The sequence below is a fragment of the Rhodanobacter sp. AS-Z3 genome, assembly GCF_029224025.1.
Classification (GTDB): Bacteria; Pseudomonadota; Gammaproteobacteria; order Xanthomonadales; family Rhodanobacteraceae; genus Rhodanobacter.
The window spans coordinates 767,364-789,604 of sequence record NZ_CP119392.1 but is presented as its reverse complement, the minus strand read 5'-3'; the positions used below and the strand labels follow the sequence as shown (position 1 = coordinate 789,604).

Genomic DNA, 22,241 nt, shown 5'->3' with positions numbered 1-22,241 from the left:
CTCGAGGATCAGAGGCCATGCACCAAGAAAAAAGAAATCTGCGGTGACATTTAGAAAGAAGCCTTCTACCTCGTCCAGCGGTCGCGCGATACAGCTTGTGCGGGGCGACCCCGACTGTGCAGCCTTCTACCGGTGGATACATGCCGAACTTGTAGCGGCGACCAAGCACTGGCCGCCACCCATCACAAAGCTCCCAAGCGGAAGAACAGGAAACCTCGGCGAATTCCTATCGTACAAAATAGCGCGGGCCAGTGGACTGTATGGCAAGAGCAATGGTTACACCATCGCCATCATGGGCGCGCTGACACCTCTGCAAGACGGGGCACCAACGGGGCTAGACACCACCATCTTGCATCTGGACCCAGGTGGAGATCCGAACAAGGACTGCCTCTTTATCATGGAGGTGAAAACCACTGGCGCCATCAAGTTGACGTATGCCAAAGCGCTCATTGCTGACTACGACAAGCTACTAGGAAAAACTAAGGTTGCAGGGTCGTTGGGGCAACGAATGAACTGGCTTCAGGCCTACCTCATGGAGGTGCATGAGTTCTCCGCTGAGCACCTGGAACGAGTTGGAAACTTCTTCCAGCCCAAGGCGGAGCACTGCAAAGGGATAAGGCTTCTACCTACTCTGGTCCATGACCTTGGCTCCGGGGACATGGCGGCCGTCGTTGCTTTGGATGAGGTTGCAAGGGACATCGAAGGCCTCGGCTGGCGGAAGGAATGCATCGAGCCGTGGAGCATCGCGATAACTAAACTTACCGATTGCCTTCTCCACCTTTCGAATAACGCCGCCTTTAACCCGTGAGTGCTCTGCCAAGCTCGGTCGACTTTCTGAGGAGTGCTGCCTCGTCCGCGGCGAAGGCGAGAAGCGTCACTCCGACGCTTTTTACGCCTGACCCGCTCGATGTGGCCACTGCCCTCAAGTGCATGAACGCCTACCAGATTCGAGTGGATGAGAAGTCCCTCGGACTTCTTGATAGCGAGGAAAATGCCGCGCCGCTCGTTGCCGCCGCAAGGATCTTGCAGTCGACCTCACAGCACGTTCGGCGTTCGGAGGTGCCTCCGGATACTGTAGAGGCTGACGAGCTCTCTTTCCAAGCGGCGCTTGCATTCGCGATGCACGGCAACTTTCCCAGTGCTCGTGCGGCTCTCTCGGACGTCTCGGAAGCGTATCTCGCCTCGAGTGCCATCGTCCGCATGGTGGCCGTAATCTGTGACCCGTGCAGCGAACTGGCCCGCACGCCAACCAAGGAAGGATTTGAGGAGTTTCGCGAGCCGTGGGCGCACTCCCTTCGCGATCCACAGAAGGATGCACGGGTGGCAGCCTTTCAGCGTGCACTGAAGGCTTTTACGAAGGCCGCTATGGCGGGCACGATGGAGGAGGGGGCGTTGCTGCTTGGTGGGCGCATGGCGGCACATCAGGCGAAGCGACTGGCAGTCGCTAACTTGCTCGATGTTGCGCCCGAGATTCCAGCATGGTTCGTGAACAACTCCATCAAGTCGGGCATGGTGACGCTGTTGCCCCCGCAGCATGCGCTCCTGAGCATCAAGCGAATTGCCGCACATGGGCGCAACACCCTGCTTACCTTGCCCACTAGTACCGGCAAGACTTTTGTCGCTGAAGCTTGCATTTCGGCAAGCTTGGCCGACGAAGGCCTTTGCGTTTACGTTGCCCCCTATGTAGCAGTTGGCGAGCAGGTGAAGGAATCACTCAAGAGGCGCTTGGACTCGGAAGTGAAAGTCGTACCGATGTTCGGCGGATTCCAATCGGAGCGCCTGAACATCTTCGCCGATAGCGAAGTCGTCGTTGCCACGCCCGAACGCTTTGACGGCTGGCTCCGTTCCGGCGAGGACGTCGGCAGGCTCCGCACCGTTGTGTTCGATGAGATTCACATTCTCGAAAACGGCGTTCGTGGTGCTCGCGTCGAAGGCGTGATATCTCGGCTCAGGCTTTTACAGCGAAACAATCCTCAGATACGAATCATGGGGCTTTCTGCCGTATTGACCGAGCCTCAGAGGGTATGCGACTGGCTTGGTGTCGAGGCTTGCGACTTGCATCAGATTGGCTGGCGACCGACAGCTCGCAGACTGGCGATGTGCATGGCGAACGGAGACATGTATTGGATTCATGGCAACGACGCCTTGAGGCCATCCACTGTGGAGGCCACGGCAGTCATATCTGCGCCCGTTAAGGTTTCACTGCCGGGGGAGATTAAGTACGGCTTGTTCGCTAAAGTCAACGAGAAGAGCGCGGCGCAGAACGTTGCATCCCTCGCCCAAGACCTGCTCAAACGCTTGGCTTCTCCTGGGTTGGTGGTCTGTCCCCGGAAGGTAGACACAAGACTGCTTGCCAGAACACTTATTGAGGGACTTGAATACGCCCTTGATGAGGATGTCCAGGCTACGGCAAATAGCATTCTGGAGCGTTATCCATATCTGGACTCCTTGGTCAACAGCTTGCGACACGGAATGGCCTATCACAACGCGTCGCTGCCGTACGACGTTCGGCGGGATATCGAGCGCCTAACGCGAGCCCGAAAACTGTCTGTCGTCTGCGCGACGACAACGCTGGCCGAAGGAGCCGACCTGCCGTTTCGTTGGACCATCGTTTCGCACTGGCTCATCAGCATGCAGGGAAGCGGCATGCCCATGAAGTCGATGACATTTCGTAATATCGCCGGACGCTGTGGGCGTGCGGGAGCCTTCTCAGAAGGAGACACGGTCCTTTTCGATAACTTAATGGGTCCTCCGTCGACGACCACTCATCGTTCCAACGCAAGCAGCATGAAAAGAGTCATGTTTTCGTCTTCTCCGCTTGCGTCGACGTTAGGCAGCGACTGGGCTGACACGCCAGAGCTTGGTCAGAAGCTCCTGGAGGCGACGTTCAGCTCGCAGTTGCTTGCTTGCATCGGTGAACACCCTGATGGTGACGACATCGTCTCCGAGTTCGTGGGAGCTTCCTACGCGGGAAAGACTGATGGCGCGGGCAACATCCGCCGAATTTTCGATGCCACGCTTGGCGATGTTCTGGACAACGCTCAGTCCGGCGGGGCACTAGCCGTCATGAACAGTCCGATTCGACTGACGGAGTTTGGGCAAGCCGCCAACCTCAGTGGCTTTTCGCCGAAGACGTGCCGCCTGATGGTTCAGTTCCTCTCCTTGAACGAGTTCAAACACGGGGCACCACTTTTCGCCGAGCTGTTAAGTTGCTTCAATGCCGTTCCCGAACAATCAAATGAGGTTCTCCGCAAGATTTTCTCAGGCAACTCGCACAGAAACGTACTCACCGCTGAAAATCTTGAAGGGATGCTCACAAAACTCCTGGCGCCGATGGATAGGAGGCAGGTCTTTAACGATTTGCGTGACCCCAAGTCTAAGGCTCAACCAGACACTGTGGAAACGATGTTTGAGGACTTCGTCTCGTTCATCGACAGCGTTGTCGGAAACTTTCTCCCTTGGCTTCTTCGAGGACTCGAGAGCCTCAGTGCCCATGGCAGCGATACGGCGGCTGGTATTGAGTGGGGGGAATTTGCTCGTGACGTCGAGAAACAACTTAGCGCCATGGGCGGGCCACCAGAGCCGGACGAGCCGCTCGTTTCGGTGGAATAGGCTGACGCCCATGTTCGGCAACGTGGCTATCTCTGCGGGTGACAGCGCCAGGACCGGCGCCTGCGCGCATCGATCGATGATTGCCGGTCTGTAAATTTTGGCGATCCGCAGGCGGCACATATCTGCGCTGTAGCTGCGCCTTATTGCGGGTCTCTCATACACGGACCACATAGCGCAACGGGAGACCAAGCAGCGTGCCGCAAAGCCGTCGGTCGCAAACGCCCGCTTCTGGCCGGCCGGTTGCCGCCGTTCGATTGTGCTCGCTAAAGATCATGGTGGTCGACGAGTTGGTAATTTTCGATCGGTCAGGTGACGCACTTGTTCCTGCGCGGGCACTTCGATCAAAGGAATTTTAGATCCATATTACTCATGTGAAGCCGGTAGTCATCGGCTTCGCGTTTGGACGCTCCGCGTCGCAGCGTTCGCAAGGGAAACCTGACTCATGACAGGAAAACTCGACACGATCTACTGCGTCCTGATGGTGGCTACTGCGGTTCTGGTGGGCATCGCCCGATGCACCCGCTGTAGTGACTTCAAAGCCTCCTGATCCAACGCGTCACAAGCACAGCGCACAAGGCCCGGCATGTCCGCGCCTTGTGCGTTTTTATGCCACCCACCTACGAGGAAACGACAATGCACTTGGTTGAAACCATGGCCTATGCCGGCGAGAAGCCGTGGCATGGGCTGGGCAACAAGCTCGCCCCGCAGCAGCCTATCGAGGTCTGGAAGAAGAACGCGGGCATGGACTGGCAGATCGAACAGTCTGAAGTCCGTTACATCTCCGGCAGCAACAACGTCGGCGTCATCAACGCTTTCCCGGAACAGAAGGTGCTGTACCGCTCCGATACCAAGGCCCCGTTGGCGGTGGTATCCAAGCGCTTTCACGTGGTGCAGCCGGGCGAGATCCTGGAGTTCTATCGTGACCTGACCGCCTGCAACGGTTTCGAGCTGGAAACGGCAGGCGTGCTGCGCGAAGGCCGCAAGTTCTGGGCGCTGGCGAAGACGGGCCAGAGCACGACGCTCAAAGGCCGCGACCGGGTAGATGGCTACCTGCTGTTGGCCACAGCCTGCGACGGGACACTGGCCACCACGGCGCAGTTCACCTCGGTTCGCGTCGTCTGCAACAACACGCTGCAAATCGCGTTGGGGAACGCCAGCAGCGCGATCAAGGTGCCGCACCGCAGCCAGTTCGACGCGGACGCGGTCAAGCGCCAGCTGGGGATCACCGTGTCGTCTTGGGATGGCTTCGTGGTCCACATGAAGGCGTTGGTCGATCTCCCAGTCGATCCCGACTCGGTGGAAGGTCTGCTGCGCCGGGTGCTCACCTACGCGGCACCGGACGGCAAACCCCCAGTGGTCAACGAACAGGCACTTGCCACGGTTCGCTCGCTGTACGAAGGCGGCGGTCGCGGCGCGCTGATGGCGTCCAGTCGGGGTACGGCGTGGGGCCTGCTCAACAGCGTGACCGAGTTCGTCGATCACCACCGCCGGGCGCGCAGCGACGATCACCGTCGTGATGCGGCCTGGTTCGGCCAAGGGGCGCAGATCAAGCAGCATGCCTGGGACGAAGCGATGAAGCTGGTGGCCTGAGGGGGCGTGCCATGGGACTGGACATGTATCTGGAAGCCCAGCGACACGTGGCGCCCAGCGATCCCCGAACGGAACCGATGCGCCGTGCCATTGGCGCGGCCATCGGCTATGTGCCACCGAAGGACAAACCAGAATACGACGCCTCTTTGCTGGAGGTCTGTGGCGTCACGGTGCGCGTCGGCTACTGGCGCAAGTTCGTGGCCTTGCATCAATGGTTCGTGGGCAACGTCCAGGGAGGACACGATGACGACCGCCCCGCCTACGTTTCGGTAGAAACCTTGATGGAGCTGGAGGAACAGCTCGAACAGGTCGGCGATGACCCTGCGAGTGCCAGTGGGTATTTCACGGCCGAAGAGGATGAAACGCTGGAGGAAAGTGATGTCGACTACACGCTGAAAGTCCTTCATCACGCCAGGCGGTTGCAGGAGCAAGGCTGGGACATCACCTACCGCGCCAATTGGTGAGATCCGCACAAGCAGGAGATTCATCCTTGATGCAAACGACATAACGCCCGGCCCTCTGGCCGGGCTTTTTCTTTTGGGAGAACCACGATGAAAAAGCGATCTGCCTTGCGATTGATCGATACACGCACACTCGACCGGGGCCAATGGCTGGAAGTACGTCAAGGCGGTATCGGCAGCTCCGATGCCGCCACCGCGGTCGGCTTCAATCCTTACAAGAGCCCGCTGGAGCTGTGGGCGGAGAAAACCGGGCGCGTTGTCGCCCATGCGGAGAGTCCCGGCATGGAGGATCCGCGCTACTGGGGCACGCTGCTCGAACCTTTCGTGGCTACCGCCTACCAAGAGAAGACCGGGCGCAAGGTCAGGCGCGTCAACGCCGTGCTCCAGCACCCTACCTTCAACTTCATGCTGGCCAACATCGACCGGGAGGTCGTGGGCTCTCCGGACGTGCAGATTCTGGAGTGCAAGACGGCCGGTGAGTTCGGCGCGCGGCTATGGAAGGACGGGGTGCCGGAATACGTCCAGCTGCAGGTGCAGCACCAACTGGCTGTGACGGGCCAGCAAGCAGCGGACGTGGCTGTGCTGTTGTGCGGGCAGCAGTTGGAGATCCATCGAATCGAGCGGGACGACGAGGTCATCGCCCGTTTGATCGTGCTGGAGACGAAGTTCTGGGAGAGCGTGCAGCACGACATCGAACCATCTTCCGATGGCAGCGAGTCATCCGCGCGGGCGCTACGCCAGCTCTATCCCGGCAACGACACGTCACTCGACTTCACGGACGACGAAGCCCTGTGCCAGACCTTCGCATCGCTGTCGGCGCTGAAGACCGAGCTGGACGAGAAAGAACAGGTGGCCGAGCAGCTCAAGCAAGCCATCCAGCAGGCGATGGGGGACGCCAGCAAGGCGCTGTTTGCTCACGGCGAGGTGACCTACAAGCGATCAAAGGATGGCACCAGCGTCGACACCAAACGGCTGGCAGCCGACCACCCCGCCCTGGCTGCGCAGTACACCGTACCCCGCGCCGGTTCACGGCGGTTTGTGCTGTCTCTCTCACCCGATGCCACTGAAGGAGTTTCCCCATGTTGAAAGGTTTGGCTATTACCCCGCCCGTCTTGGGGCGGATTTCCATTGGCCGTGTAGTGGAGCGCAACGGCAAGCGCCTGCCAGAGAAGGACGACCAGTTCACCCTGACCAGCCAGGTACAGGGACGCGACGGCTGGCTGCTGCACCCGCTGGACGAGAAGCTGCGCAAGGAAGCGGAAGGCCACAAGCTGCGTGCCATCCCGGTGCGGCTGCTGTTCAACGACCCAAGCCTCAACCTGCGGGCGGACTACTCGCTATTCGATCGCATGACCGGTCGGCCGCTGTGCGTGGGCAACGGCGAAACGTGTCGACGCACAAGCAAGGAAGGTGTGACCAGCTTGCCCTGTCCGGGGCCGGGGGCTTGTTCGTTCGCCGATGGGGCCTGCAAGGCCTACGCGCGCCTCAACGTGGTGATCGGCGATGGCGAGGACGATGCGCTGGGCAGTTTCGTGCTCAGAACGACGTCCTACAACACCATCCGTACGCTGGCGGCACGGCTGGAGTATCTCCGTGCCGTATCGGGTGGACGGCTAGCCTGTCTGCCGCTGGAGCTGAAGCTGCGCGGCAAGTCCACCACGATGAGCTATGGCACGCCGATCTACTACGTGGATCTCGTGGTACGCGCCGGAATGACTTTGGCACAGGCCATCGCGCAGGCGAAGGAGCTGGACGAGCAACGGCGTGTCAGTGGGTTCGACCAGGCGGCGCTGGACGAGTCGGCACGCAGGGGCTTCGCCAACGGTGCGTTCGAGGAGCTGGAAGAAGACGTACCGGCCGTGGTGGAGGAGTTTTACTCGACAGCCAGCCAGCCGCCCACGAATACAGTTGAACCGAAGACCGACACGCTGCGCAATCGCCTGGCCGAGAAGGTCGGCCAGGCTTCCACTCACTAACCCTCAAGGAGACCGTCATGTTCAAGATCATCGGTGCCGTCGTGGTGTACAGCTTTGCCATTTTCGGCCTGGTAAGGGCACTCGAAGCACGTACATCGGCGCATGGTTCATCGCCTCACGAGGAGGACACCGCGGCCTGATGCGCCATTGCAAGGCAACTGACATCGCATGGGTGAGGCATCACGGCCTCACCCATGCGATTCAAAATACGTCCATTTATTTTTTTGCAAACGACTAGCTGTCTGCACATCTTCAACTCAAATCGTGGCTGGTCGGACATCGCGAGGAGGCGGAGCAGCTTCCTCATGGGTAGGCACTCCATCTGCCGTACCTTGGCCAGCATCTCATCATTCAAGTCAGAGTTGCTTTTGAAAGAGTTGCTTCCTGATATCGAAAGGCTGACGGTATCTCTTGCCCGATCTATCGGTAAAAGCTTACGTTGCTGATAGCTACAGTATGAGGAGATCGTCCTTCGCAATGTCCATGCATCAGATCGCTGATGGCCACTGTGCAGTGGTGGTCGTGCCTAATGCGCTTGGTAAGCGCACATACCGTTTCCGCATTTTGATGGATTGAAATAGGGCGAAATCAACTCACAGGCAGGCCAGCGAAGGTGACTTCGCTGGCCTTTTTATTAGCTGAGAAAAAAGGGTAGTACGCCATGGCCAGTTTTCATCATCAACTAAAATCAGGTGGGAAGGGAAAGGGAGCGCAACAGTCGGACTACATCGCCGGTGAGGGGCGACACAGTAGCCGTGAAGATGTCATCGAGACCGGGTACGGAAACATGCCGAACTGGGTGGAGAACGATCCGTGGTGGTTCTGGAAGGAGGCAGACACCTACGAGCGCAAGAATGGCTCGGTCTATCATGAACACGAGATCACGCTTCCCTGCGAGTTGACCTTGGATCAACAGATCGAGTTGGCATCGAGACACATCGCTGACATTGCCGGTATCAAGCCGTTTCAGTACGCCATCCACGAAAAGCTCTCCTCTCTGGAAGGCATCGTCAATACTCATCTCCATCTCATGGTCTCTGATCGCATGCCGGATGGCATCGAACGTTCACTTGAACAGATGTTCCGGCGATACAACCCGAAGTATCCGGAACGGGGCGGTTGCCGGAAGGACAGCGGCGGCATGAACCGGATGGAGTTGCGAGATTCGGTGCTTGGACTGAAGAAGCAAACAGCGATGGTCCAGAACGACGCTCTGGCTCGCTACGGGCACGAAGCACGTGTGGATCATCGATCCTTGAAGGAGCAAGGCGTGAATCGACAGCCTGAGCGTCATCTCGGGCCTGCGAGAGTTCGCAAAATGCCCGTTGAGGCTAAGCATGAATACGTTGCCGCTCGGTATGCGAGGAAGAATCGTTCGGGCTAGCCCTGAGAGTCCGTGAGTTTTCCCCTACCGCGTTAAATCGACGACCATCTCCACCATTCGCTGCGCAGGGACACGGGTGCTGGAAAAGCGACCGATGAACTGTTTAACGAGTTGCCCATCCCCGCGCCGCAGGCAAGGCAGGAAACAAAGCGCGGGGCGCGCGTGCAGCAGCCCAACCGCGCGCAGATGGAGTTTCGTCCGGTCGACCTGGAAAGCCTGCTGCCGGTCGATCACACGGCACCTCTGGTGCGGGGTTTCGTCGAGCAGAAGGATCTGCTCCTTATGGCGCTTGCCCTCTTCCTCTTGCCGCAAACTCGGATCCACCCCCAACCTGGGGCGCTCGCATGAGATGGCCAGACTGCGTTGCAACTTGCAGGCGACTCGGCCTTTTCCTCACGCTATCCAGAATGGTCTGGCGACTCGGAGTAACCACCAATCGACTGTTTATTCCTGTCACTGGCATCGCACGCCGGGCTAGGCTTTTGCTGGTGAAACCCGCGTCATTGCTGGGATGGTCAGGATTTCCGGCGGTAAGTTTCCTGCCAGTAGAAGTTTACTGGCAGCGGGTGTACGGCAGCCAGGGCACCGTGTGACTAACCTTGGCGCTCCCAAGTAGCGACCGAGGTGCCAATGAAAGATGCGTGCGAGACGCCGATGGAGTGGATGACCGTGCTCGAGGTCTGCGCTCGTCGCAAGTGCTCGCGATCAACGCTGTACGAAGAAATCAAGCGAAGCAAGAAGTCGGGCGGATTGGCGCCCATGCCCTACCCGTTTAAACGGGGTCGGCGAACGTACTTCGTCGCTGCGGAGATCGATGAGTGGCTTCGAGCCATCGTCACCAACGCGCGTAACTAGAAATAAATGCCCTCGCGTCGAGGCGCTGACTTCCCGCAACGCGACGCACGGCATCCCCTAGCATTTGCTGGGAATCAGTCGCCCGCCCCCGGCCATACCACGGGGGCGGGTTCTCGCTCTTTTTGTAAGAGTGTTATGCGCGATAGCAATGCGCGATAACACAATCAAATTGCACACCCTTCTGCTGACTCCGTCTCGTGGAAGGAGTTGGTGTACGAAGGGAAAAAATTATGAGCAAAACGCGTGATGAGGCAATGGCTATCGAAGCCACGAAATACACAATGCGCCTCCGGCAGGATGAGCCTAATGAGCAAGGTGAGTATGAAGAGCACCTTTACACGTTCCCTGCCTACGACACCGTTGTCCGGTTGATGGAGCTCTACAAGATGGTGGCGAAGGTAGTGAGCCGAAATGCACCGCTGTTTCGTTGGAAATCGGGGCGCGTGCCGCTTCGTTTGTTTGGCATCCATGGCTGTACCGAGGGTCATGTTGCGCCCACGCAGCTCGGCAAGGAACTGTTGCAGTATGCGAACGAGAACATGGAAGGCAATCGTCTCCAGTTTCCCAAGCACGAGTTTCATCCAATCATCGAACTCTTTGGCCGGTACGCCCGCCAGATCGATTCATACGTCGGGGTGCCGACAGAGGAGGGGTGTGCCAAGCTCAATGAGTGCGTCGAAGCCATGCGTGCGGAGGCTCGAACCGCGGTTTTTCAAAATAGGCGTGATCGTCACCTGCGTGCGAGTCGTGAGGCGACCAAGGGAGTCCTTGCTCTTATCGACGCGCTGTTCCGCAGGCGTAGCCGCATTCTCGTGGTGCGCCTTGAACTGTCTTACCGTAAGGGCACGACATCGCTTGTACCGCGCTCGATTAACGACCTGTTCTACCACGTCAGCGAGCGGCAGGCTCGCGATCACCGCGACGCGCTCATCCGGTTTTTGAAGAGGGAGTATCAAGTTCCCCTCCTGACGTATGCGTGGAAGGAAGAGCAGCTACAGTTCACGTCGAACTGCTATCAACTACTCCTCTTCTTCGATGGCAGCGTAGCCCACGACGGGTTCAGCGTGGGCCAGCAGATCGGCGAACACTGGGTCGATGCCATCACTGGTAGCAAGGGGCGGTTTCACAACTGCAACGCCTCGAAGCACTGGGATCAGGGTGTCGGCATCATCAACGACTACGACACCGTCAAGATCAAGGCGTTGAAGGAGCGAGTCGTGCCGTATCTGACGAAAGTCGACTACTTCGTGCGGCTCGTCAGCAAAGGACGCATCTTCGGCAAAGGTGGGTTGCCCAAGGCAGAGGGCAACAAGCGTGGCCGGCCTCGTAAGCGCCCCTTTGTCCTGTGACTAGCGCAGGGGAAGGCCTTCCCGTTTCAGCCGTTCTTCGTAGGCTTTCCTGACCACGTTGCTCTGCGTTTTTCCGAGCCATCGCTTAATCGTGTTCGTGAGGTTTTTCCCAGCATGGTTCGCTAGTTGAGAGCCTTTCAGTTCATCGGGATGATCACGAATGTAGTTCCGGACATCAGGGGCTAGCCACGTGGCAAGCTTGAACTGTGCAGCAAGCTTGGCCTTGGTGATGCCCGGCCCAAGAATAAGGCCGGCGCAGTAGTCCAGGACGGGCTGCCCCTTATGAGCGGTAGTCCGCCCGCCTTTGCTAGTTGCCTCGCTCACTGCTTTCGTTTTAGGCCTCGAATCGTTCATCGCCCCACGGAGCCCGCAGGCTTCATTGAAGAAGTGCTTAGCCTCGTCTTGATTACCTTCATCAAGGGCGAACTTGGCGCGGGCAAGCAAGATCCATACATCGGCATCCTGCTCGAACAGGTGGTGATCGTCGAAGCATTCGCGCAGAGCGGAGTGCTCGATCAACCATTCGCGCTGCTGATGATTCTCTAAGGTGCACGCGGCTTCGATAGCTTTAGCCTTGTAGGATCTGTCGAACGACGGCGACCAATCGCCACTTAAACGCCAGTCAAAGTGCGCAATTTCCTCAGCCAAGGTGCGTTGTGGTTGCTCGCATCCGTAGACCCCGGTTTTACTGACCACTTTTTCACCACGTCTAACTGTTATTAGGATCCCGTTGGGTACCTGGCGAGTGTCTATTTTCTCTCGTGCCTTGCCCTTTTTCTTCGACATGGCGATGAACTCCGGTGAACGTCGGGCGAGGCAGGAACCTGTACATTCAACGCTGGGAGTGTTTCAGGGCGACTCAGTATACTGGCCTCGTCGGCATCAGCCCTCCCCGACCTGAAGGCTCAGCAGAAGTGAGTCAGATTGCGAGTCAAATACGCAACACCTCTGGTGAATCCATCCGTTCTACAACGACTTGCATCGACTATTCGATTGCTGGTGGGCACCATTTGGCAGTCCAAAGTCGTCCATTGCGCCGACACACCGCGACTCCCGCTACCGTGCCACTCGCATCAGCTCTGCTCTATGAACAGCGTGGCCGGATGCTCCAGCAGTTGTTTGAGCCGTTGCACGAATTGCGCGGCGTCGTAGCCGTCGACGATGCGGTGATCGAATGACGAGGACAGGTTCATGACCTTGCGGATCGCGATCTGGCCGCGATACACCACCGGCCGCTCGACCAGTTTGTTGGGGCCGATGATGGCTACTTCGGGCTGATTGATGATGTGGGTGGCGTTGATGCCGCCCAGCGCGCCCATGCTGGTGATGGTGATGGTGGAACCGGACAGTTCATCGCGCACGGCCTTGCCTTCGCGTGCCACGCCAGCGAGTCGCGCTACTTCGGTAGCGCTCTGCCACAGGTCGAGTGCGCCGGCATCGCGAACCACCGGCACCAGCAGGCCGCTGGGGGTCTGCGTGGCGATGCCGATGTGCACCTGCTGGTAGCTGCTCAGGATACCGGCCTCGTCATCGTAATGACTGTTGATCTTCGGAAATTCGGGCAACGCGCAGGTCAGTGCGCGCATGAAGAACGGCAGCAAGGTGAGCTTGGGTTGTTGCGGCTGGCGACGCTCGTTCAGATGCGTGCGCAGGTCTTCCAGCTCGGTGAGGTCCAGCTCTTCGACATAGGTGATATGCGGAATGCGCCGCTTGGCTTCCTGCATGCGCTCGGCAATCTTGCGGCGCACGCCGACGATGCGCGTTTCGGTGATGCCGCCCGGCGACGGTGTCGGCCGCGAGCGCGTTGCCACGGGAGCGACGACGGCGCCAGCCGTGTGTGCATCAAGATCCGCATGCGTGACGCGTCCGGACGGGCCGCTGCCAACCACGGCTTTCAGCGCCACGCCGATTTCACGAGCGCGGCGACGTACCGCAGGCGAGGCCAATGGACGGCCAAACGCGTGCTCCGGTTCGCTCGCTTCCACCTCAGCGGGTGCCTCGACCGACGTCATCACCGTGGCTTCTGCAACGGCAACCGGCGCGGACTCGGACGCTTCACCGTCGATCCGGAAGATCACCAGCGGCGCACCGACCGCGCCCATTTCTCCGGCCTGGCCGTGCGTGGATACCACCACGCCAGCCACCGGCGAAGTGATCTCGACCACCGCCTTGTCGGTCATGAGGTCGACCAGTCGCTGGTCCTCCTCGACGCGATCACCGGGCTTGACGTACCAGTCACCGATTTCCGCTTCGGTGGTGCCTTCACCCACGTCGGGAAGCTTGAAGATGTAGTCAGCCATCAGACGGCCTCCACGGCACGGCGCAGCGCGGCGATCACCCGCGCGGGCGAGATGAAATAGTCCCATTCGAACGCATGCGGATACGGCGTATCCCAGCCGGTAACGCGCTCGATCGGCGCTTCCAGATGGTAGAAACAATGCTGCTGGATCAGCGCCATCAACTCACCGGCAAAGCCCGAAGTCTGCGGTGCTTCATGCACGATAACGCAGCGGCCGGTCTTGCTGACCGAGGTAACAATGGTTTCGAGATCCAGTGGCACCAGGCTGCGCAGATCGATCACTTCGGCATCGATGCCGCTCTCTTCCACCGCTGCCAGCGCCACGTGCACCATGGTGCCGTAGGCCAGTACGGTGACCGTCTTGCCGGGGCGACGAATCGCCGCGACGCCCAGCGGCACGGTGTAGTGGCCTTCCGGTACTTCGCTGGCCGGATGCTTCTGCCACGGTTGCAGCGGGCGGTCGTGGTGACCGTCGAACGGGCCGTTGTAGATGCGTTTCGGCTCCAGGAAGATCACCGGATCATCGTCTTCGATTGCGCTGATCAAAAGGCCCTTGGCATCGTACGGGTTGGATGGAATGACCGTCTTCAGGCCCGGCACGTGGGTGAAGATCGCCTCCGGGCTCTGGCTGTGCGTCTGGCCACCCATGATGCCGCCGCCGTAGGGCGAGCGCACGGTGATCGGCGCCCAGAACTCGCCGCCGGAGCGATAACGCAAGCGCGCCGCCTCCGACACCAACTGGTCGTAGGCCGGGTAGATGTAATCGACGAACTGGATTTCCACCACCGGGCGCAGGCCGTTCGCGCCCATGCCGATGGCGGTGGCGACGATGCCGCCTTCGGCGATCGGCGCATCAAAACAACGCGACGCACCGTACTTGCGCTGCAGCCCGTCGGTAGCGCGGAACACGCCGCCGAAGTAGCCGGCATCCTCACCGAACACCAGCACGGTCGGGTCGCGCTCCATCATGACGTCCATCGCCGAGTTCAGCGCCTGGATCATGGTCATCGTGGCCATCAGCCTTCCACCTCTTTACGCTGACGTTGCAGTCGCCAGTCGGGCGACTTGAATACCTGCTCGAACATCTCGCCCACCGGCGGCTTGGACTGGCCGAGCGTGCCGACACTTTCGGCTTCGCGCGACGCGGCGCGCACTTGTGCGGTCAACTCCACTTCCATCGCCTGGTGCTGCTCTTCGGACGACTCGCCCAGCTTCAACAGGTGCTGCTTCAGGCGTGCCACCGGATCGCCCATCGGCCAGTGCGCGGCCTCGTCCTTGGGACGGTATTTCGAGGGATCGTCGCTGGTGGAATGGCCTTCCGCGCGATAGGTGTAGAACTCGATCACCGTTGCGCCCAGGCCACGTCGTGCGCGCTGCGCCGCCCAGTCGGTGGCCGCATGCACGGCGAGAAAGTCATTGCCGTCCACCCGCAGCGCTGGCAGGCCGTAGCCGATGCCGCGCGCGGCAAACGTGGTCTGTTCACCACCGGCAATGCCCTGGAAGCTGGAGATCGCCCACTGGTTGTTGGTGATGTTGAGGATCACCGGCGCGCGATACACCGCGGCGAAATTCAGTGCGTGATGGAAGTCGTAGGTGGCGGTGGAGCCGTCGCCAATGAAGGCCGCCGCAATATGACCGTTCTGCTTGTACGCGTTCGCCATTGCCCAGCCCACCGCCTGGCAATACTGCGTACCGACATTGCCGGACAGCGAAAAGAAGCCGTATTCCCGTGCCGAATACAGAATCGGCAGCTGGCGGCCCTGCAACGGGTCGCTGGCGTTGGAGTAGATCTGGTTCATCATCTGCACCAGCGGATAACCGCGGGAAATCAGGATGCCCTGCACGCGGTAGGTCGGGAAGAACATGTCGTCCGTGGTCAGCACCATCGCCTGCGCGCAGCCGATCGCCTCTTCGCCGGTGCACTTCATGTAGAACGAAGTCTTGCCCTGACGCTGGGCGCGGAACATGCGATCGTCGAACAGACGCGTCAGCACCATCGCCCGCAGTGCGCGGCGCAGCGTGTCGCCATCCAGCCCCGGATTCCAGGCACCGCCGGCATCGCCGTTTTCGTCCAGCACGCGGATCAGCCCGTAGGCCAGTTCGCGCATGTGCTCGGGCGACTCGTCTACCGCAGGGCGGCGCGCGCTATCGACGCCGGGGAAGTTCAGCCGGCTGAAATCGGGTTCATCACCGGGGCGACAGTGCGGTTGCGGCACCGCGATCGCATCGGCGGGCACCTGCTCAAGGGAGGGATCTGCGGGCTGGGTCATGGCATTCCGGTGGCCGCTGTCGCGCTGGACAAGAATCCTCATGATCGCACCGTCGCGCAGGAATTGTTTTGCTGTTTTGCGAAGGCCACGGCGCCTATCTGGAAATTCATCCTCTAGAATCCAGCAACTTTAGGACGAGATCAGCGCCATGCTGGACGATATTGATTTGGCTCTGCTGCGCGCGCTGCAGGCCGAGCCCGAGCTGTCGATCCAGCAACTGGCCGAGCGCATCAACCTGTCGCACACGCCGTGCTGGCGGCGGCTGAAGCGGCTCGAATCCAGCGGGGTCATTCGGGGCCGCGCCGTGTTGCTCGATGCAGCCGCGCTGGACCTCCCGATCACCGTATTCGCCGAAGTCAAACTGAAGCAGCATGACGAGGACACCCTGAGCCGGCTGGAAGATGCGGTCGCGAGCTGCCCGCCAATCGTCGAGTGTTTCTCGATGAGCGGTGACCGCGACTACATTTTCCGTATCGTCATGCAGAGCGTGGCGCAGTACGAACAATTTCTGAAGAAGACCCTGTTGCACCTGCCCGGGGTGGCGTCGATCAGCTCCAGCTTCGCGCTGAAGTGCGTAAAGCTGACTACCAGCCTGCCGATCTGAGGCAGGTGCCGGCTTCTGCGGGCCGGTGACCTGCCCGGTCGCCGATGCATCCGAACGCCGAAAACTGCCGTATGACAGCGTTAGAAGGCACACCCTGGGTTGGGCGTGCCGCCGAGGCCGTGGGCAGGAAGTTGCGTATGATGGGTCAAGATCAATCTGTCGCCGAGGTCACGCCCTTCCGGGCGAAACGATTCGTGTCTGCTTCCACCAGCAACCCCGCACCCGATGCACAGTACTGGGCGACGCAGATGGTCGGCGTGTCGGTACAGCGCGATCGCGCCTGCTTCATGCGCATTTACGACTACTTCGCGCCACGCCTGCAGCGCTACCTGCAAAACCTTGGCGTGCCCGAGTCGATGTCCGACGAACTGGTGCAGGAAGCGCTGCTGACGCTGTGGCGCAAGGCCGCCCTGTTTGATGCCACCCGCGCCAGCCTCAGCACCTGGCTGTATCGCGTAGCGCGCAATCTGTACATCGACCATGTGCGCAAGCAACCGCACTGGTTGCCGATTCAGGACGGTCTGGACCGGCTCGACCTTGGCGAGTCGGATCGACGTGATTCGCAACCCGAGTCATCTTTCGACCAGGACCTGTTGAAACAGGCGATCGATCGCCTTCCACCCGTGCAGGCCAAACTGGTTCGCATGTGTTACCTCGAAAGCAAAAGCCACAGTGAAATTTCTCGTGAACTTGATATGCCCCTGGGCTCGGTCAAATCCTCCTTGCGGCGTTCGTTCGTCAAATTGCAGGCCAGCATGAGGGCCGTGGCATGAAGATGAACCACCATCTGGACGACGCCACCCTGGTCAGCTACTCGGCCGGCGCGCTGCCGGCAGCGCTGGCGGTGGTTGCCTCGGCGCATCTGGAGCGCTGTGCCGAATGCCGTCAGCATCTGCTTGACGCCGACCAGATCGGCGGCGTGCTGATGCAGCAGCAGCGTGCAGACGCGCCTGCGGAGGATGCGCGCGCCGCGATGCTGGCGTTGCTTGATGACCAGCCGGCGGTGGAGCAGATCACGCTGCCGGTCGATGTGCTGGAACAGCGCGATCCCGACCGCCTGCCCAGTGCGCTGCATCCATGGTTTGGCAACTCCATGCGCGCGTTACGCTGGCGCCGGGTGGCGCCGGGTGTGCAGCGCATCCTTGCCATCGGGATCGGCGGCGGCGACTTGATGCTGCTGCGCATCGCACCGGGCAGCAAGCTGCCGTTGCACAGTCATGCCGGCAATGAGCTGACGATGATTCTGGACGGTGCTTACGACGACATGCTCGGTCATTTCGGCCCGGGCGACGTGGCCGATCTGGACGGCGAAACCCTGCACCAGCCGGTGACCTCCCCGGGCGTGCCCTGCATCTGCGTGGCCGCCACCGACGGGCCGCTGAAGTTCTCCGGCTGGTTCGCCCGCACGCTGCAACCTCTGTTCGGCTTCTGACCAACATGCTGCCTGGACGGAACTCCCGCCGATGAGCACGGCGCTGGTGCTGTTTCGGCGCGACCTGCGCCTGACCGACAACCCGGCGTGGAGCGCCGCTTGCGCCGAGCACGCCCAGGTGTTGCCCGTGTTCATCCATCCCGATGACGATGGCCCCTGGACGGCCGGCGCGGCCAGCCGCTGGTGGCTGCATCATTCACTGGCTGCGCTGGATCAGGAATTGCGCCACACCGGCGGCGCGCTGCATTTGCGTCGCGGTGAACCGCTGCGGGTTCTGCGCGAGTTGATCGCGCAAAGTGAGGTAAGCGCGGTGTACTGGAACAGGCTGTACGAACCGGCCACCGTCGCTCGCGACACACAGATCAAAAGCGTGCTGCAGGAAAGCGGGATCGCCGTGCACAGCCACAACGCCGCGCTGTGGTGTGAGCCCTGGCAGATCTCCACCCAGCAAAGCCAGCCGTACAAGGTATTCACGCCGTACTGGCGCAACCTGCGGCAGCAGCTGCAGCCAACCGCGCCGCTGCCCGCGCCATCCGTGCCGGGTTGGCAGCCGTGTTCCGGCGGTCTTGCACTCGCCGCACTGGAATTGCTGCCACGCATCAGCTGGGCCGGCGGCCTGGCCGAAAGCTGGCAACCCGGTGAAGCCGGCGCGCACGAATTACTGGATATATTTGCCGACGACGCCGTCGGCGACTATGCCCACGCGCGCGACCTGCCCGCGCGGCACGGCACCTCACGACTGTCGCCGCATCTGCACTTCGGCGAGATCTCGCCACGGCAAATCCATTTCGAACTCTGCCGGCGCGCCGAGGCCGTCGACGCCAAGCGCCGCCCGGACATTGAACCGTATCTGCGTGAACTGGGCTGGCGCGAGTTCGCCCATCACCTGCTGTTCCACTTTCCGCATACGCCCACCGACAACTTCAATCCGCGCTTCAACAGCTTTTCGTGGGCAGCTGCCGATGAGGCCTTGATCGAGCGCTGGCAGCGCGGCCGCACCGGCATTCCGCTGGTCGATGCCGGCATGCGCGAGTTGTGGCATACCGGCTGGATGCACAACCGCGTGCGCATGATCGTCGGCAGCTTCCTGACCAAAAATTTGCGCCAGCACTGGCAGCACGGTGCGCGCTGGTTCTGGGATACCCTGGTCGACGCCGATCTGGCGAATAACACCTTGGGCTGGCAGTGGATCGCTGGTTGCGGCGCGGATGCCGCACCGTATTTTCGGGTCTTCAATCCACTCACCCAGGCGAAGCGATTCGACCCGGAAGGGGCGTACCTGCGCCGCTGGTTGCCGGAACTGTCCGACGCGCCGCTGGCACTGCTGCAGGAACCGTGGAAAGACCAGGCTCTGCTCAGGCGCAGCGGTTATCCGGCACCGATGGTCGAGCTTGGGTTGTCCAGACAGCAAGCGCTCGACGCTTACGGTGCACTCCCCCGCTGATCCAGTCACCGTGATATGGAGGTAACCGCCGCCGGGGTTCCAGCGAATGAAGTTATTCACACGCTACTTCAAGCCACGGACCACGCATGCCTGATCTCGAAACAACACCTTCTTCGAACCACCATCGCGCATGGCCAGCGCTGCTGGCTATTGCGCTGATCGTCGCGGCCGTTGCGCTGGCCTTTGCATGGATTGCCGGCTGGCTCGCGCCCAACCGACTCACCCCCCAGCGGTTCACCAACGCCATCGAAATCGGCAACGGGCAGATCTATCGCGGCTATCGACGCGCGCACGCCAAGGGTGTTTGTGTGGCGGGTTATTTCGAGGGCAATGGACAAGGCGCGGCGCTTTCCAGCGCACGCCTGTTTGCTGCGGGGCGTACCCCGTTTGTGGGGCGCCTGTCGGTAGGCGGCGGCTCACCCTACGGCCTGGACAACAAGGCGCGCGTGCGCAGCATGGCGCTGGAGTTGAACAGCGATGACGGCCAGCAATGGCGCATGGCGATGAACAGTTTTCCGTTCTTCGGCGTGTCATCGGTGCAGGCGTTTTACGAGCAGACCGTAGCCAACGCACCCGCTCCGGCCACCGGCAAACCCGACCCAGCAAAGCAAGCCGCGTTTGCGCAAGCGCACCCGGAGTTTGCACGCTTTGCCAACTGGGCAAAGACCGCACCGTGGTCGACCAGTTGGGCCAACACTACCTTCAACGGCGTCAACACCTTCCGCTTCACCAATCGCGCCGGCGAAACTCGCAACGTGCGCTGGTCGATGCAACCGCAGACCCCGTTCGTGGCGATGACCGCAGAACAGCGCGCCGCCGTCGATGGCAATTTCCTCAGTGAAGATCTGGTCGGGCGACTGGGCCAGGGGCCGTTGCGCTGGGACATGGTGGTCACGCTGGCGCAGCCGGGCGACTCCACCGTTGATCCGTCGCAAAGCTGGCCCGAAGATCGCCGGCGCGTCACGGTCGGCACGGTGGTGATCGAGCGCAGCACGCCACAGACCACGGGCGCCTGCCGCGACATCAACTACGACCCGCTGGTGCTGCCCGCGGGCGTGCAGGGTTCGGACGATCCGATCCTGGCCGCACGTTCGGCCGTCTATTCGGTATCGTTCAACCGCCGCGAACATGACATCGCTAGCGGCAGCGCAGGCGCCGCCACCGGCAAGGCCACCGCAGCGGAGGCCAAGCCATGAACAGCGCGAAGCACTTCAACCTCACCGCCCGCGTGCTGCACTGGAGCATGGCGCTGGCGATCCTCGCCATGCTGTTTGTCGGCATCGGCATGGTCGCGTCGATCAGCCTGCGTCCCAGCCTGGTCAGCCTGCATCGGCCACTCGGCATGGCGATCCTGCTGCTGGTGATCGTGCGTCTGATCAATCGCCTGCGCCATCGGCCGCCGGCCCTGCCCGCCGATCTGCCTGCGGTGCAGGTTCTGGCAGCGAAGGCCTCGCACTGGGTGCTCTACACACTGATGTTCGCGATGCCGTTGATCGGCTGGTCGATGCTGTCCGCCGGCGGCTACCCGGTGACGATGATCAAGGGCTTCAACCTGCCGCCGATCGCGCCGCACGATGCCACCGTGTACGCCGTGCTGCGGGGTGCCCACAGCTGGCTGGCGCTGCTGCTGTTCGCCACCGTGCTGATGCATCTGGCCGCGGCGCTCTACCATGCCTGGGTGCGACAGGACGAGGTGTTTCCGAGCATGGCGCGGGGCGAGCCGACGGCGTCCGCGGCAGCGGTCGCAGCGCCAACGGCCGAGTTCGGCGAAAGCCCGCAGACCACGCCGGAGCCGCGCGAGTAACGCCGACACCACACCCACGCTCGCCTCAGTCGCTCCGATCAGTGTGATCTGTCGAGGGGTTCGTCGTCTGCAGCAGAAGGTCATCGACCAGCGCGTGAGAGCGATCCTGCAGCAGCCTCGTCAGCAGCTCGAGGTCGTTCATCATGTCGATCGGGTCGCGCTTGTGCGCCATGTGCAGGCTGACCTTCAGCCACTCACTCACGTGCGGGTGCGACAACACCCAGTCGATGCGCTGTTCGGCACATTGCACTTGTTCGGCTGGCGTCTTGGGCTTGTTCACGCGTTATCTCCATGCACCACCAGGATGCGTCAGGGATTGCAGTTGTCACAGCGACCGGGGTCGGCCACCAATGCGTCAAACGGCTTTTCAACCCGATACGCGCAGCCCGCACAAGCCATCACCTCGGCGCGGGGCGTGTCCGTAGGCTCGGCACAGAGGGCACAGGGCAGGCCAGTCAGCACCTCGGTGACGACAAAGCCTGCACGCTGGCATCGGGGACAGCGCGAGCAATAGCGACGCAGCAGATTGACCGTGGCCCGCTTGATCACACGCATGCGCGTGGGATTGTGCGAGGCGCGCATGTCGGTCTCCAGATGGGCGGGGTCGCCCAAGGCGATCGCCGCGCGCACCGCCGCGAGCAAATCACTCATGTGCTGGATGTTCTTGCACAACAGCCGATCTGGAGCCGGCTTGCCAGCGCGCGTACCGATCACGATGACGCCATGCTCGGGAAACCCGACGGCGCGCGCAAACGCGATCGCCGCCGTCGCGTCACTGACCAGGGCCTGCGCGAAGTTGGTGCGCGGACTGAGATGGTGACCGACCACTTCCAGCCCGTTGCGGCGATCCACCAACACCACGATTTCGCGGTCCACCGCCAGAAAAGGTATCTGCGGATGGGGGCCGAAGCTGCCCTCGCTGGCGATGCCCAGCGATGCCTGCGGCACGCTTTCAAAGGCCGCCGCAATCTTGGCCCTGGCCGTATCGATCGGCGCACCCAGGCGAGCGATGTCACGACTGAACGTACCGAAACGGTCGGTATCGAAGCCGGCTGGTACGTGACACTGCCAGCCCAGCGCACGGCGCAACAATGGCGCAATCGCTGTTTCCTTGCCGTGCATGGTGGCCAGCACTACGCAGTCAGGGGTCGCCACGGGCGC

General features: G+C 61.1%; 22 protein-coding genes. 16 read left to right on the top strand and 6 right to left on the bottom strand.

The genetic code is table 11. The features are described from left to right. Positions 1-43: 43 nt before the first annotated feature. The 10 genes from PY254_RS03350 (at position 44) to PY254_RS03305 (ending at position 11,227) form a co-directional block, all read left to right on the top strand. The gene (locus PY254_RS03350) at positions 44-808 is read left to right on the top strand and encodes a hypothetical protein (protein WP_281014061.1); all 765 of its coding nucleotides are present in this window, start codon (positions 44-46) and stop codon (positions 806-808) included. Positions 809-930: 122 nt separating this feature from the next. Further along, positions 931-3,612: a DEAD/DEAH box helicase gene (locus PY254_RS03345; protein WP_281014060.1), complete on the top strand. Its 2,682-nt coding sequence runs from the start codon at positions 931-933 to the stop codon at positions 3,610-3,612. Between the two features lie 633 nt (positions 3,613-4,245). Then, entirely contained in the window at positions 4,246-5,202 is a 957-nt protein-coding gene (locus tag PY254_RS03340; protein ID WP_281014059.1) for a TIGR03299 family phage/plasmid-derived protein, read from the top strand. Between the two features lie 23 nt (positions 5,203-5,225). Then, the gene (locus PY254_RS03335; RefSeq protein ID WP_281014058.1) at positions 5,226-5,666 is read left to right on the top strand and encodes a hypothetical protein; all 441 of its coding nucleotides are present in this window, start codon (positions 5,226-5,228) and stop codon (positions 5,664-5,666) included. An 87-nt stretch (positions 5,667-5,753) separates the two neighbouring features. Then, a complete protein-coding gene (locus PY254_RS03330) occupies positions 5,754-6,749 on the top strand; it encodes a YqaJ viral recombinase family nuclease (protein ID WP_281014057.1) in 996 nt (331 codons plus the stop codon). Next, a complete protein-coding gene (locus tag PY254_RS03325; RefSeq protein WP_281014056.1) occupies positions 6,743-7,639 on the top strand; it encodes a recombination directionality factor in 897 nt (298 codons plus the stop codon). The genes PY254_RS03330 and PY254_RS03325 overlap by 7 nt, the downstream gene beginning before the upstream one ends. A 17-nt stretch (positions 7,640-7,656) precedes the next feature. Next, positions 7,657-7,779: a hypothetical protein gene (locus PY254_RS03320; protein WP_281014055.1), complete on the top strand. Its 123-nt coding sequence runs from the start codon at positions 7,657-7,659 to the stop codon at positions 7,777-7,779. A 521-nt stretch (positions 7,780-8,300) separates the two neighbouring features. Continuing rightward, on the top strand, positions 8,301-9,023 hold the full coding sequence (locus PY254_RS03315) for a MobA/MobL family protein (protein WP_281014054.1): 723 nt from the start codon (positions 8,301-8,303) through the stop codon (positions 9,021-9,023). A gap of 162 nt (positions 9,024-9,185) precedes the next feature. Beyond that, positions 9,186-9,371, top strand: a complete 186-nt coding sequence (locus tag PY254_RS03310; protein ID WP_281015278.1) for a hypothetical protein — start codon at positions 9,186-9,188, stop codon at positions 9,369-9,371. A 737-nt stretch (positions 9,372-10,108) separates the two neighbouring features. Then, positions 10,109-11,227: a YagK/YfjJ domain-containing protein gene (locus tag PY254_RS03305; protein WP_281014053.1), complete on the top strand. Its 1,119-nt coding sequence runs from the start codon at positions 10,109-10,111 to the stop codon at positions 11,225-11,227. On the opposite strand, the gene PY254_RS03300 is transcribed toward PY254_RS03305, so the two are convergent. The 4 genes from PY254_RS03300 to PY254_RS03285 form a co-directional block, all read right to left on the bottom strand. Beyond that, positions 11,228-12,013, bottom strand: coding sequence for a hypothetical protein (locus PY254_RS03300; protein WP_281014052.1), 786 nt, complete (start codon positions 12,011-12,013; stop codon positions 11,228-11,230). A gap of 287 nt (positions 12,014-12,300) precedes the next feature. Next, positions 12,301-13,527, bottom strand: a complete 1,227-nt coding sequence (locus tag PY254_RS03295) for a dihydrolipoamide acetyltransferase family protein (RefSeq protein ID WP_281014051.1) — start codon at positions 13,525-13,527, stop codon at positions 12,301-12,303. After that, positions 13,527-14,543: an alpha-ketoacid dehydrogenase subunit beta gene (locus PY254_RS03290; RefSeq protein WP_281014050.1), complete on the bottom strand. Its 1,017-nt coding sequence runs from the start codon at positions 14,541-14,543 to the stop codon at positions 13,527-13,529. Before PY254_RS03290 ends, PY254_RS03295 begins: the two co-directional genes overlap by 1 nt. Continuing rightward, positions 14,543-15,796 carry a thiamine pyrophosphate-dependent enzyme gene (locus tag PY254_RS03285; RefSeq protein WP_281014049.1) on the bottom strand — a complete coding sequence of 418 codons (1,254 nt, stop codon included), beginning with the start codon at positions 15,794-15,796 and terminating at the stop codon, positions 14,543-14,545. Before PY254_RS03285 ends, PY254_RS03290 begins: the two co-directional genes overlap by 1 nt. A gap of 148 nt (positions 15,797-15,944) precedes the next feature. On the opposite strand from PY254_RS03285, the gene PY254_RS03280 reads away from it, so the two are divergent. The 6 genes from PY254_RS03280 (at position 15,945) to PY254_RS03255 (ending at position 21,080) form a co-directional block, all read left to right on the top strand. Continuing rightward, entirely contained in the window at positions 15,945-16,400 is a 456-nt protein-coding gene (locus PY254_RS03280; protein ID WP_281014048.1) for an Lrp/AsnC family transcriptional regulator, read from the top strand. A gap of 194 nt (positions 16,401-16,594) precedes the next feature. Beyond that, on the top strand, positions 16,595-17,173 hold the full coding sequence (locus tag PY254_RS03275) for a sigma-70 family RNA polymerase sigma factor (protein ID WP_281014047.1): 579 nt from the start codon (positions 16,595-16,597) through the stop codon (positions 17,171-17,173). Next, entirely contained in the window at positions 17,170-17,832 is a 663-nt protein-coding gene (locus PY254_RS03270; RefSeq protein WP_281014045.1) for a ChrR family anti-sigma-E factor, read from the top strand. The genes PY254_RS03275 and PY254_RS03270 overlap by 4 nt, the downstream gene beginning before the upstream one ends. Before the next feature lie 31 nt (positions 17,833-17,863). Continuing rightward, positions 17,864-19,276, top strand: coding sequence for a cryptochrome/photolyase family protein (locus tag PY254_RS03265; protein WP_281014044.1), 1,413 nt, complete (start codon positions 17,864-17,866; stop codon positions 19,274-19,276). Positions 19,277-19,362: 86 nt separating this feature from the next. Next, complete coding sequence (locus PY254_RS03260; RefSeq protein WP_281014043.1) at positions 19,363-20,472, top strand: catalase family peroxidase; 1,110 nt, start codon at positions 19,363-19,365, stop codon at positions 20,470-20,472. Beyond that, entirely contained in the window at positions 20,469-21,080 is a 612-nt protein-coding gene (locus PY254_RS03255) for a cytochrome b (RefSeq protein ID WP_281014042.1), read from the top strand. Before PY254_RS03260 ends, PY254_RS03255 begins: the two co-directional genes overlap by 4 nt. 25 nt (positions 21,081-21,105) lie before the next feature. Here the strand turns inward: PY254_RS03255 and PY254_RS03250 are convergent, their stop codons facing one another. Further along, positions 21,106-21,360, bottom strand: a complete 255-nt coding sequence (locus PY254_RS03250; protein WP_281014041.1) for a hypothetical protein — start codon at positions 21,358-21,360, stop codon at positions 21,106-21,108. Between the two features lie 29 nt (positions 21,361-21,389). After that, complete coding sequence (locus tag PY254_RS03245; protein ID WP_281014040.1) at positions 21,390-22,235, bottom strand: DUF6671 family protein; 846 nt, start codon at positions 22,233-22,235, stop codon at positions 21,390-21,392. Between the last annotated feature and the right edge of the window lie 6 nt (positions 22,236-22,241).